Raw genomic sequence first — 13,137 nt, 5'->3', positions numbered from 1 at the left:
ATGGATAAAAAAGATATTTATTTATGGTTACTATCCATAGGAGGTATAGGAAATAAAACTATAGAAAAAATAGAAGACAATATTGAAAATATTGAAGATTTAATTGACTATGATGATAAAGATATTTTAAAATTAAAAAATTTAAATTTAAATATTAAAGAGAATATAGTAAAATATAAAAGTCATTCTTATATAGATGAAATTAAAAATAAATTATATAAGTATGATGTAGGGTATATAAGTAAAGTTGATAAATTATATCCAGATAAGTTAAAGCATATATATAACTCACCAAGTATACTTTTTTATAAAGGTAACATAAATCAGTTAAAAAATTTATCATTAGCTATGGTTGGAACAAGAAAGCCGACCTCTTATGGAATATGGTGTGCACAAAATATAAGTGAAAAACTTTCTAATTATGGTATAAATATAGTTAGTGGATTAGCTATGGGAATAGACGAATATTCTCATAAAGGTTGCTTAAAAGGTACGTCTAAAACTATTGCAGTATTGGGCTCAGGTGTGGAAAATCCACTGCCTAAAAGTAATTTAAAATTAGCGGAAAAAATTTTAAGTGAAGATGGTTTACTTATATCAGAATATGGTGTAGAACATAAGGTATCAGCTGGAAACTATCCTGCTAGAAATAGAATCATAAGTGGTATAAGTGATGGAGTTATAGTTGTAGAAGCTGCAAATAAAAGTGGAGCTTTAATAACTGTAGAGCATGCACTTGACCAAGGTAAAAACGTTTTTGCTATGCCAGGAAACATTAACTCGGATATGAGTAAGGGATGTCATAAAATAATAAAAGAAGGTGCAAAGCTAGTTGATAATATAGAAGATATATTAAGTGAATATAATTTAAATAATTTTAATAAAATATCTAGTAATGATGAAAATAAGCCATTAGGAGGTATTCAAAAAAGTATTTTTGACATAATAAAAATAAAAGGAAGCTTGCATATAGATAAGATTTGTGATTATACTAATATGAATATACAAGATATAAATTGCATTTTAAATATTCTTGAAATAGAAGGAATGGTTGTAGAAATGCGAAATAAGATATATAGTGTAAAATAGAATGAAAAATTGTGGGGGTGTGGTTATATGGCAAAAAGCTTAGTCATCGTTGAGTCGCCTGCAAAAGCTAAGACCATAGAAAAATTTTTAGGAAAAAGTCATTATACAGTAAAAGCATCAGTAGGACATATAAGAGATTTACCTAAAAGTAAATTAGGAGTAGATATAGAAAATAATTTCGAACCTCAATATATAAATATAAGAGGTAAAGGGGATGTAATAAAGGAACTAAAAAAAGAAGCAAAGAAATCAAAAAAGGTCTTCTTAGCAACCGACCCCGATAGAGAAGGAGAAGCTATATCTTGGCATCTAGCGCATATTTTAGCACTAGAAGATACTGAAAATTGTAGAATTGAATTCAATGAAATAACTAAAGATGCTATAAAAAAAGCAATAAAAAATCCTAGAAATATTGACATAGATTTAGTAGATGCACAACAGGCACGACGTGTTTTAGATAGATTGTTAGGTTATCAAATAAGTCCTATACTTTGGCAAAAAGTTAGAAAAGGACTAAGCGCAGGTAGAGTTCAGTCTGTTACAACTAAATTAATTTGTGACAGAGAAAAAGAAATAGAAGAGTTTGTACCTAAAGAGTACTGGACTATAGAATTAGATGCAAAGACAAATGAAGGAGAGCCATTAATTTTAAAATTCTATGGTGAAAATGACAAAAAAATAGAACTTGAAAATGAAGAACAAGTTAATGATATTTTAGAAAAAATAAAAAATAAAGATTTAATTGTAAGCAATATAGAATCAAAGTCTAGAAGAAAATCAGCTCCAAAGCCATTTACAACAAGTATGCTTCAACAAGAGGCTGCAAATAAACTTGGATTTACTACTAAAAAGACAATGATGATTGCACAGGAATTATATGAAGGTATAGATATAGATGGTGAAGGAACTGTCGGTCTAATTTCATACATAAGAACAGATTCAAAGAGAATTTCAGATGAAGCTAGAGAAAAAGCTAAGGAATTTATTCTTGAAGAATATAGTGAGAAGTATTATAAATTTGAGGAAAAGAAAAAAGCAAAAGCTGAATCCAAAAAAGTACAAGATGCTCATGAAGCTATAAGACCAACATCTGTAGAAAGAACACCAGATAATATAAAAGCTTCTTTAAGTAAAGACCAATATAAGTTATATGATTTAATCTGGAGAAGATTTGTTGCAAGTCAAATGGAAGATTCAGTGTTCGATACTTTAAATTTAACTTGTAAAGTTGATAATGTTACTTTTAAAGCTACTGGATCAAAATTAAAATTTGATGGATATACTAAAGTTTATAACTTCACAGATAGAGAAGATAAAATACTTCCTCAATTATCAGAAGATGATAAACTTTCAATTGATAGTATAAATCCAAATCAACATTTTACACAGCCACCAGCAAGATATACAGAAGCTAGCTTAGTAAAAACTTTAGAAGAGTTAGGAATAGGTAGACCATCTACTTATGCACCAACTATTGCAACAATATTAAATAGAGAATATGTTGAAAAAAATGGAGCAAGTTTATGCCCAACAGAACTTGGGAAAATAGTTACAACTATATTAGAAGATAACTTCCAAAAGTTTGTAGATGTTGATTTTACCGCTGATATGGAAAACATGTTAGATGGAGTTGAAGAAGGAAATATATATTGGAAAGACGTTGTAGCAGATGTTTATGCTCCATTAAAAGAAGCTATAGAGGAAGCTATTGAGAATATAGAAAAAATAAATATGGATGAAGAAACTGATGAGATCTGTGAAACTTGTGGATCTAATATGGTTATAAAATATGGAAGATTTGGTAAGTTTATAGCTTGTAAAAATTATCCTGAATGTAAGACAACCAAGCCACTTGTAAATAAAATTGGAGTCAAATGTCCAAAATGCAATGAAGGAGATATAATTCTTAGAAAATCTAAAAAAGGCAAGGCTTTTTATGGTTGTTCTAATTATCCTGAATGTGATTTTGTTTCATGGAACAAGCCAACAGGTGAACTATGTAGTGAATGTAATTCTTATTTAGTAGAGAAAGTAAGTAAATCAGGAACGAAAATTGTTTGCTCGAATAAAGATTGTAAAAAAGAAAAAAATTTAGAAAATAATGATAAAAGCAATGAATAATATCAAATAATGTTTTTAAATGAATTAATAGTATTGAAAAACATTTGAAATTGTGATAATATGACAATTGCTAAAGCAAGAACGTTAACAACAATATAATGTATTAAGGGTTAAAAAGTGGCCAAACTTCATGAGGAGATGATTAATAGATGGCGAGTCAAATGCTAGAAAAAACAAGAAAAATAAACAAAACGCTACAAACTAGTGGTGGTAGCAGCGTATCTTTTAGTTTATTAGCCGAGGCATTAGGTGAAGTTTTAGACTCTAATGCTTATGTAGTAAGTACTAAGGGAAAAATATTAGGAGTATATCTTAATGTTGAAAAGGATAGCTCAGTTATAGAAGATGAAGAAACACATAAGAAAATGTTTCCTGAGCCATATACAAAAAGTTTACTTAAGTTAAATGAAACTAAAGAAAACTTAACTGGTGATGAAATGGTTGAGTTATTCCCATACGAGGGAGATAGAAAGAATAAATACTTAACAGTAGTTCCAATATTATCAAGTGGACAAAGATTAGGAACTTTAATACTTTCAAGATATGATGAAAAATTCACTGATGATGATTTAGTAATAGCTGAATACAGTGCAACAGTTATAGGGCTTGAAATATTAAGAGCTATAGGTGAAGAATTAGAGGGAGAAATGAGAAAGAAAGCTGTAGTTCAAATGGCAATCGGAACATTATCTTACTCTGAGTTAGAAGCTGTTGAGCATATATTTGAAGAATTAAATGGAAAAGAAGGCTTACTAGTTGCTAGTAAAATAGCTGATAGAGTAGGTATAACTAGATCTGTAATAGTAAATGCACTTAGAAAATTTGAAAGTGCTGGAGTTATAGAATCAAGATCATTAGGTATGAAAGGTACTCATATAAAAGTACTTAATGACAAGTTAATAGAAGAATTAGATAAGTTAAAATCTAACTAATAACATAAAAAATAAGACATCCTATATAGGATGTCTTATTTTTTTATCATTAAATCCTAAAAAGTTTAATATGTATAAGTATACAAACTTTTAGGGGGGATAAAATGATTAAGTCAATGGTGGCTAAACATGCTATTTGGCCCAAAGAAGAAGATATAATATTTAGTTTATCTGAAAGAGCTCAAAGAGCTGAAAATTTATATAATAAAGAAAATGTAATAAATGCAACGATAGGTGTACTCGTAGATGACAATGGAAAACTTGTTGCTTTTAACTCTGTATATGACGAGTATAAGAGTTTAGATAATACATTAATTGCTCCATATGCTCAAATAGCTGGGCAGAAAAATTATATAGAATCTGTAAAGAAAGCTTGCTTTAAAAATCATATGCCAGAGGGTTATATTAAAGTAGTTGCATCTCCTGGAGGGACAGGTTCTATAAAAATGGCGGTTTTTAATTATACAAATGAACAAGAAAGTATTTTAACTCCGGATTGGTATTGGGGTCCATACAAAGTAATTTCGGAAGAAATAAATAGGAAAATTGTAAATTATGATTTTTTTGATGAAAATGGTAATTTTAACTTTAAATCATTTAAAAATCAATTCATAAACTTATCTGAAGAACAAGAAAGAATATTTACTATATTTAACACACCAGCACATAATCCAACTGGATATACAATTTCTAATAAAGAATGGGACGATATATTAAATCTTTGTAAAGAAATATCAAATAAAAAGAAAATTATATTATTTATAGATATTGCATATATTGACTTTTCAGGTGGTAAAGAAAATGACACTAGGGAATTTTTCGAGAAGTTTTCTAATTTACCGGAAAATATATTAGTTATAGTAGGGTATAGCATGTCAAAAGGTTACACTGCTTATGGAATGAGAAGTGGAGCTTGTATATGTATATCATCGAATAAGGAAATAGCTGATGAATTTTATTATTCTTGTTCTCATTCAGCAAGAGCAAATTGGTCAAACTGCAATAGAGGAGCTATGGAACTTTTATCAACAATAGTAAATAATGATAAAAAATTAAAAGCTTATGAACTTGAAAGAGACAGCTATAAAGAATTATTAAAAGAAAGGGCTAAAGCTTTTGTAGAGGAAGCAAATAATATAAATTTAAACATACTTCCATATAGAGATGGATTTTTTATAAGTATACCTTGTAAAAATCCTATAGAAGTATGTGAAAAAGCAATTGAAAGTAATTTATTTATGATTCCTTTGAAAATGGGAGTAAGGTTTGCGGTATGTGCAGTAAATAAAGAAAAATGTAAAAAGGCACCTAAAATAATAAAAGAAGCTATAGAATTTGTTAATGAACGATAAAATAAATTTGAAATAAATAGGGGGATAATAATGAAAGTATTAATGACTGGAAATGAAGCAATAGCTCGTGGAGCTTATGAAGCAGGAGTCAAATATGCATCTGCATATCCTGGAACTCCAAGTACTGAAATATTAGAAAATGTTGCTACATACAAAGATGATATACTGGCTGAATGGGCTCCAAATGAAAAAGTAGCATTAGAAGCTAGTATAGGAGGATCTATAGCTGGTGCTAGAACTCTTTCATGTATGAAACATGTTGGTGTAAATGTAGCAGCAGATCCACTATTTACCTTTGCATATACGGGAGTAAACGGAGGGATGGTTTTAGTTTCAGCAGATGAACCAGGAATGCATTCATCACAAAATGAGCAAGACAATAGAAACTACGCAAAGTTTTCTAAGATAGCTTTGTTTGAGCCATCAACAAGCCAAGAAGCAAAAGATATGATAAAAGAAGCTTATAGAGTTAGTGAAGAATATGATACTCCTGTTTTATATAGAGTTACAACTAGATTATGTCATTCTAAAGGAATAGTAAAATGTGATGAAAGAAATGAAGTTGGAGTTAAAAAATATGAAAAGAATGTTGAAAAAAGAGTTACTGTTCCAGCACACGCTAGGGATTTAAGAATAAAAGTTGAAGAAAGACTAAATAAATTAAGAGATTATTCTAATTTAACAGAGTTAAACTTTATGGAAATCAACAATGATGAAATAGGAATAATCGCAAGTGGAGTTTGTTATAACTATGCAAAAGAAGTATTTAAAGATAAAGCATCATATTTAAAACTTGGATTTACAAATCCACTACCAGATAAAAAAATAAAAGAATTTTCAGATAAAGTTAAGAAAATATATGTAATAGAAGAAAATGATAAATTTTTAGAAGATCAAATTAAAGCTATGGGAATAGATGTTATCGGAAAAGACATACTTCCATATACAGGTGAAATGACTCCTGATGTAATAAAAGAAGCAATATTAAATGAAAAAGTAGAAACTATAGATTATAAAAAAGATTTAGTTGTAGGAAGACCACCAACATTATGTTCAGGATGTCCGCACAGAGGATTTTTCTATGAAATAGGTAAAAGAAAAAATATAATGATATCAGGTGATATAGGTTGTTATTCACTAGGATTTGCAAGTCCATATAATGCTCTAGATTCTATAGTTTGTATGGGAGCAAGTTTAAGTGTTGGACATGGAGCTCAACAAGTATTTAATATGGATGATGAAAATAAAATGAGAGTTGTTGGAGTATTAGGGGATTCAACATTTTTCCATACAGGAATAAACTCATTAATAGATATAGCCTATAATCAAAGTAATACAATATCTATTATATTAGATAATAGAATAACAGGTATGACAGGACACCAACAAAATCCAGGTACAGGATATACACTACAAGGAAAATCAGTTAAGGAATTAGACTTAGAAAAATTAGTTTTGGCTTGTGGTATAGAAAATGTAAAAACTATAAATCCAAATAATTTAGAGGAAGTAAACAATGTACTAGATTGGGCACTAGAGTTAGAGGGACCATCAGTTATAATAACAAGATGGCCATGTGTTCTTAAAAAATTCTCTAAAGAAGATAAAGAAGAGTTTAAAGATGCATTTATTAAAAAATGCTATGTAGATAAAGACTTATGTATAGGCTGCAAGTTATGTATAAAATCAGGTTGTCCATCAGTTTCTTTTGACAATGAAATTAAAAAGGCTTGTATAGATAAAACTACTTGTGTAGGATGTGAAGTTTGTGGTCAAATATGCCCAAAACATGCTATAAAGGGGGATAAATAATATGGCAAAGAGTATATTATTAGTTGGAGTTGGAGGACAAGGAACTATTTTAGCAAGTAAACTTTTAACTATAGGACTTATGGAGTCTGGATATGATGTTAAGATGAGTGAAATACATGGAATGAGTCAAAGAGGAGGATCTGTATCATCTCAAGTAAGATATGGAGAAAAAGTATATTCACCTGTTATTGAAAAAGGTGGAGCAGATATATTAGTTTCTTTTGAAAAAATGGAAGCTTTAAGATGGCTGGATTATTTGAAAATAGATGGAAAAATTATTACTAACAATTATAAAATTAAATCTATGCCTATAATTACAGGAAAAGCTAAATATTTAGAAGAGGAAATAAATGATGAGTTAAGAAAAGTTGGAGCAAAATTAATAGATGCATCAAAACATGCTATAAATTTAGGAAATCCAAAAACAATGAATATAATACTTCTTGGAAGTTTAGTTAAATCTATGAATCTAGAACATATTGACTGGAATAAAATTATAAGTAATAATGTAAAAAAGGAGTTTGTTGACATAAATATAGAGGCATTTAAGGTAGGAATGAATTTAGTAAAAGGGGAGTAATTTATGGTGTATAAAATATTGGCAATAAATCCAGGTTCAACATCTACTAAAATTGCAGTATATGAAGATGAACAAATGATTTTTTCAAAAGCAATAAATCATAGTTCAAAGGAATTAGAAGCTTATAAAAATGTAACAGACCAGTTTGAAATGAGAAAAGAACAGATTTTAAATAGTTTCAAAGAAAACGATTTCAAAAAAGAAAACTTAGATGCAATCGTAGGAAGAGGGGGAATACTACCACCTGTAAAATCAGGAGCATACTTAGTTAATGATATTATGATAGAGCGATTAAAAAATAACCCAATAGTAGAACATGCATCTAATTTAGGAGCTCTTATATCTTATGAAATCGCAAAAGAATTAGGATTAAACGCATATATATACGATAGTGTTTCCGTAGATGAATTAGACGATGTGGCTAGGGTACTAGGGTTTTGCGAAGTTGAAAGAACTTGCTTAAGTCATGCACTAAACTCAAGAGCTATGGCAATTAAATTCGCTAAGGAAAATAATAAAGATTATAAGGATTTAAATCTGATAGTAGCTCATTTAGGTGGAGGAATAACTATATCAGCACATAAAAAAGGGAAAATGGTAGATGTAGTATCAGATGATGAAGGGCCTTTTTCTCCTGAGAGAAGTGGAAGGATTCCGGTTAAACAGGTTATTGATATGTGTTATAGTGGAAAATATTCTTATAAAGAAATGCTAAAGAAAGTTAGAGGAAAAGGCGGTATAGTAGCTCATTTAGATACTGTAGATATAAGAGAAGTTGAAAATATGATTGAAAATGGTGATAATAAGGCTAAATTAATATACGATGCACTTATATATCAAGTAGGAAAAGGAATAGGAGAGCTATCAACGGTTTTAAAAGGAGAAGTAGATGAAATAATACTAACTGGTGGTATAGCTTATTCTAAAAATTTAACAAAAGAATTAGAAGAAAGAGTTAAATTTATTGCACCAGTAAATGTATTGCCAGGAGAAAATGAATTAGAGGCCCTTTCTTATGGAGTCCTTAGAATTTTAAGGGGACAAGAAAATTATAGAGAATATGAAGAAAAGTCTCTAGCAGAAGAATTAATATAAATAAAAAAGATTGTATTGATAAATCAATACAATCTTTTTTATTTATAAACTATCTAGATATAAATGTTTCGCAAGATGCATCATCCATATTTATTTTAACGGCTTCAGCTTTACAAGCTCCGCTATCGTTATATTTACAGTTTTTAGCCTCACATAATATCGAGTTTATTCTAGCACAATCATTTTCTTGAACACTATTTGTAAATGAACTAGAATCTCTGTCTTGATAAGTATCACAGTTTGTTTCACAAGTAGTAGTAGCTCTAGTTCCTGTTACTTGTATACCTGAAGCAAAACATCCACCAGAATTGTTATAAGTACAACTTGTTGCTGAACAACTTATTGGATTTGACATGTTTAAATACCTCCTAAAATAATAAGTTCGTAGTCATATGACTACGAACTTATTATTTGTTTATTTATAAAAAATATTAGTGATATATTAAATTTACTTATTTTAAACAATTAATACATAACACATCAACATCATCGAAGGTTTCTCTTCCAAAATTATCATTAATATGATAAACATCTAAATTATTATTAGAACCGCATACTGAACATTCGTGGTCAAAGTGACAAAAAGCTTTTTCTTTAAATATTTTCCAATGAATAGTATCTAGGTAAGTTGAATAATCAATCTTATGTAAACTTTCTAAAAAATTAATATATAAAGTATCTAAATCTGAAGATGTTATTTGATTACTTTCAGATTCAAAGTGTTCGCAAAGTTTTTCACCTAAAGGTGATTCATTTAAAATGACACACTTTACATCATATGTAAAATTTTCACTTGGACCAACTAAAGAAAGATGTTTACAATAAGCACAAGACTTTTTCGGCAGGTTTTCCTCTAAAACTTTTATCTTAGTATTCATAAATATATCCTCCAATAACGTTTATTTATATAAGTATATTATTTGAAATTTAAAAATATGATAAAAACTTATACAAGCATTTATAAAATCAAAGGATAAAGTGATTAAAAAAAGAACTAACTAATAAGTTGAAAAATTTTTATAATCATAAGGAGATATTTATGAGTAATATTGAATTTAATAAGCTAAGAAAAAATAAAAAAAATAATATAGAAAATACAATCAATAATGATGAAGATTATATACATATAAGTAATAATAGTTTAAAACATCATATTAAATATAATTTGATAAAAGATTTAAAAATAGTAAAAAGCTTAAATCTTAAATTAAGAAAATTTGATGGGATAAATTTTGATTGTATAGAATTTAACAATTGTAATTTAGAAAATAGCATTTTTATAAACTGTAAAATGGAGAATGTAAGGTTTATTAATTGTAAAATGAAAAAGTTAATAATTAAAGATAGTGAGTTAAATAAGATTATATTTGAAAATAATGAGATGAAAAAATCTAATTTTATAAACTGTGATATAAAATCTAATATTATTAGAGATTGTGATTTTAAAGGTGCTAGTTTAATTGAATGCAATATTTATGATTTTGAATTTGACGATAGATTATTAACAAAATTTGATGAAGATACATTTTTTGATAAATTAAAAACAGAAGAGGAAGAAGATAATTTTACTTTTTATAAGAGTATAGCTTACAAATTTCAACAAAATAATTTATTGAATCACTATGGAGAGTATTTTTATATTTATAAAATTTCTGAGAGAAAAAAACTAAGAGGATTAGAGAAACTAAAATCAATATGTTTATGGTTAATATGTGGTTATGGTGAACGACCTACATACACACTTATTACATCTCTAGAAATAATATTTTTATTTACCATAATGTATATGATATTTGGACTTAAGTTAGTAAATGAAAATGTATATTTAGGATTATCTATTAATGACTTTTTTAGAGCATTTCATTTTAGTATAGTTACATTTACTACTGTTGGATATGGAGATATAACTCCTATTGGATATAGTATTTTATTATCGGGGATAGAAATGTTTTTGGGGGTAACTATGGTGGGAATATGGACAGCTACATTAGCTAGAAAAATAAATAGGTAGAGAAGTTTGATAGATTATTTTAAAATATAAAAATTAGATAGATTTATTAAAGTTTATGAAAAAGATTTCATATAGATTATATCTATGATTGATAAGTTTATCATAGATATAATCTATTGTACTTTTTTGGCAAATAGTGGTTATAATTGAGAAGGATATCAGAAAAAATCGAAATATTAAAAATCATCGGGGAAAAGTATAAAAGTATTTTTTTATAAAATAAATATACAGGTAATTTTAGGTAAAATGATAGCACCTAAATTTTATAATAATTAATTAAATGGTTTAGAAGTTTATTGACTATTTAGATTGTCAAAATATTTAAGGAGTGAATTATGTCAAAAGTATTAGTAGAATTTATAAACACATGACCTACATGTGATGAGCATGGAATGTTAGTAAGAAAATTAGGGGAAAAGTATAAAGATAAGTTAGATGTTAAGTTATATCAAGCGGGAAAAGATTTTTCGTATATAAAGAAGTATGGAATTATAACAAAAGGAACTTTAATTATAAATCAAAGAAAAAAATATGATAGATTATCTAAAGATGTCATAGAAAGAGCAATTGAAGAAGTTATCAATAATTAAAGGAGACAGGAATGTATATTTTAGAATTTTTTAAGGATGTATTATATTCATCCATAAGTATATTAAATGGAGCTTCAGGATGGCTTATCATAAGCTTTATAATTGCAGGACTTTTACATAATCTAATAAGCCCACAAAGATTTCAAAGATCTCTAGGAAACACCAAAATATCTTCACTTTTAAAAAGTACAGTTTCAGGAATGTTATTACCTATATGTAGTTGCGGAGTTATACCAATAGGGATAAGTATGTATTTTTCAGGAGCTTACTTAGGACCAGTACTTGCCTTTATGACATCAACACCTATTATAAATCCAATAGCTGTTATTTTAAGTCTAGGTCTACTTGGACCTGATGTAACAATTATATATGTAATTTCTGGATTTACAATACCTATGATTGTTGGAATTTTAGGAAATAAGCTAGGGGGACCTGAACTTTGCATAAAGCAAGATGAGGATGAAGAAATAGCTATAGAATTAGAAGAAGAAAGTTTAAGTATTACTCAAAAGATAATAGAAGGATTAAAATGGTCTTTTTCTGAATTAGCACTTACTATTAGTAAATATGTAGTTCTTGGTATGCTTGTTGCAGGATTTATAACAACTGTATTTCCAAGTAGCATAATTCAAAAATACTTAGGAAATCCAGGGGTACTTTCACTAGGAAGTATAGCTATACTTGCATGTATAATGTATGTTTGTGCAGTTGGACATATACCGTTTATAGCAGCTTTAGTTGCAAGTGGAGCATCACCAGGTGTTGCAATAACCTTTTTAATAGCAGGAGCAGCTACTAATTTACCAGAGCTTATAAGTATGTATAAGGTAATAGGAAAAAGAACTGTAGCAATATATTCTATAACTCTTACAACTTGTTCTCTTATAGTTGGATATATAACAAATCAGTTACTAATGGGTAGAGCTAGCAGTATAAATTTAGAAGCTAAAAAGGAATCTATAAATATAGCTAACACGATAATGTTAAATATTCCAGATAGTATGAAGTACTTATGCTCATTTATAATATTTTTATTTTTCTTAAAAGCAATATTACCTAGCATTAGAAAGGTTGTTGGAAATGAAGCATAAAAAATTATTAATAATTTTAGGTGTTGTTATAGTTTTAGTTGGAATAGGAGTTTACAGCGCTGAAAAGAAAAAAGAAATCAAAGACTTACCAAAAGTGAATGAAAAATACTTAGATTATTTTAAAAAAAATGCTAAGTATGAAAACATAATTACTTATACTGAAGAAGACATAAATAATGACAATGAAAAAGACTTATTAGTAGTTTATAAAAAAAATAATAGATATAATGAAATGGTCGGAATTATAAGTGATGGGGATAAAGTATATATGACAAAGCCAATACTTGCACCGCAAGAAGATGTAGTAATAGAATTTAAGAACATAGATAATAAAGGACAAATGGAGTTAATATTATCAGGTTCTAAAAATGGTAATGTTGGATATGCAATTTACCGATTAGAAAAAGATAAGTTAATAGATTTATTTGGAGAAGGCATGAATTCATGTTGCTAAAAAATTGCAA

13 protein-coding genes are annotated in these 13,137 nt (G+C 28.0%); 11 read left to right on the top strand and 2 right to left on the bottom strand.

Features of this window, described 5'->3' with window-relative positions:
- From dprA to buk, 7 genes are all read left to right on the top strand, one after another.
- Positions 1-1,089 (top strand): DNA-processing protein DprA, encoded by a 1,089-nt coding sequence (dprA, locus tag ATCC9714_RS12890; RefSeq protein WP_057545474.1) that lies wholly within the window; start codon positions 1-3, stop codon positions 1,087-1,089.
- A gap of 27 nt (positions 1,090-1,116) precedes the next feature.
- A complete protein-coding gene (topA, locus tag ATCC9714_RS12885; RefSeq protein WP_057545475.1) occupies positions 1,117-3,210 on the top strand; it encodes a type I DNA topoisomerase in 2,094 nt (697 codons plus the stop codon).
- Between the two features lie 149 nt (positions 3,211-3,359).
- Positions 3,360-4,142 carry a GTP-sensing pleiotropic transcriptional regulator CodY gene (codY, locus tag ATCC9714_RS12880; RefSeq protein ID WP_021127833.1) on the top strand — a complete coding sequence of 261 codons (783 nt, stop codon included), beginning with the start codon at positions 3,360-3,362 and terminating at the stop codon, positions 4,140-4,142.
- Positions 4,143-4,246: 104 nt separating this feature from the next.
- Positions 4,247-5,494: an aminotransferase class I/II-fold pyridoxal phosphate-dependent enzyme gene (locus tag ATCC9714_RS12875; protein WP_054631485.1), complete on the top strand. Its 1,248-nt coding sequence runs from the start codon at positions 4,247-4,249 to the stop codon at positions 5,492-5,494.
- A gap of 30 nt (positions 5,495-5,524) precedes the next feature.
- Positions 5,525-7,306 (top strand): indolepyruvate ferredoxin oxidoreductase subunit alpha, encoded by a 1,782-nt coding sequence (iorA, locus tag ATCC9714_RS12870; RefSeq protein WP_057574337.1) that lies wholly within the window; start codon positions 5,525-5,527, stop codon positions 7,304-7,306.
- Between the two features lies 1 nt (position 7,307).
- The gene (locus ATCC9714_RS12865; RefSeq protein ID WP_057545477.1) at positions 7,308-7,886 is read left to right on the top strand and encodes an indolepyruvate oxidoreductase subunit beta; all 579 of its coding nucleotides are present in this window, start codon (positions 7,308-7,310) and stop codon (positions 7,884-7,886) included.
- A gap of 3 nt (positions 7,887-7,889) precedes the next feature.
- Positions 7,890-8,981: a butyrate kinase gene (gene buk / locus ATCC9714_RS12860; protein WP_155485735.1), complete on the top strand. Its 1,092-nt coding sequence runs from the start codon at positions 7,890-7,892 to the stop codon at positions 8,979-8,981.
- Positions 8,982-9,030: 49 nt separating this feature from the next.
- Here buk and ATCC9714_RS12855 read toward each other — a convergent pair whose 3' ends face one another.
- On the bottom strand, positions 9,031-9,336 hold the full coding sequence (locus ATCC9714_RS12855; RefSeq protein ID WP_021122772.1) for a DUF1540 domain-containing protein: 306 nt from the start codon (positions 9,334-9,336) through the stop codon (positions 9,031-9,033).
- Positions 9,337-9,433: 97 nt separating this feature from the next.
- Complete coding sequence (locus ATCC9714_RS12850) at positions 9,434-9,859, bottom strand: hypothetical protein (RefSeq protein WP_057545478.1); 426 nt, start codon at positions 9,857-9,859, stop codon at positions 9,434-9,436.
- A gap of 161 nt (positions 9,860-10,020) precedes the next feature.
- Between ATCC9714_RS12850 and ATCC9714_RS12845 the strand changes: the two genes are divergently transcribed.
- The 4 genes from ATCC9714_RS12845 (at position 10,021) to saoC (ending at position 13,127) form a co-directional block, all read left to right on the top strand.
- Positions 10,021-10,992 carry an ion channel gene (locus tag ATCC9714_RS12845; RefSeq protein ID WP_057545479.1) on the top strand — a complete coding sequence of 324 codons (972 nt, stop codon included), beginning with the start codon at positions 10,021-10,023 and terminating at the stop codon, positions 10,990-10,992.
- A 335-nt stretch (positions 10,993-11,327) separates the two neighbouring features.
- The gene (saoT, locus tag ATCC9714_RS12840) at positions 11,328-11,582 is read left to right on the top strand and encodes a thioredoxin-like (seleno)protein SaoT (protein WP_242853419.1); all 255 of its coding nucleotides are present in this window, start codon (positions 11,328-11,330) and stop codon (positions 11,580-11,582) included.
- Positions 11,583-11,593: 11 nt separating this feature from the next.
- The gene (gene saoE / locus ATCC9714_RS12835; protein ID WP_055331104.1) at positions 11,594-12,673 is read left to right on the top strand and encodes an efflux transporter SaoE; all 1,080 of its coding nucleotides are present in this window, start codon (positions 11,594-11,596) and stop codon (positions 12,671-12,673) included.
- Entirely contained in the window at positions 12,663-13,127 is a 465-nt protein-coding gene (saoC, locus tag ATCC9714_RS12830) for a Cys-Cys-COOH (seleno)protein SaoC (protein WP_057545480.1), read from the top strand. Before saoE ends, saoC begins: the two co-directional genes overlap by 11 nt.
- Positions 13,128-13,137 lie beyond the last annotated feature (10 nt).

This window comes from Paraclostridium sordellii, assembly GCF_000953675.1.
Classification (GTDB): domain Bacteria; phylum Bacillota; class Clostridia; order Peptostreptococcales; family Peptostreptococcaceae; genus Paraclostridium; species Paraclostridium sordellii.
This window is presented reverse-complemented; position numbering and strand designations above follow the sequence as displayed.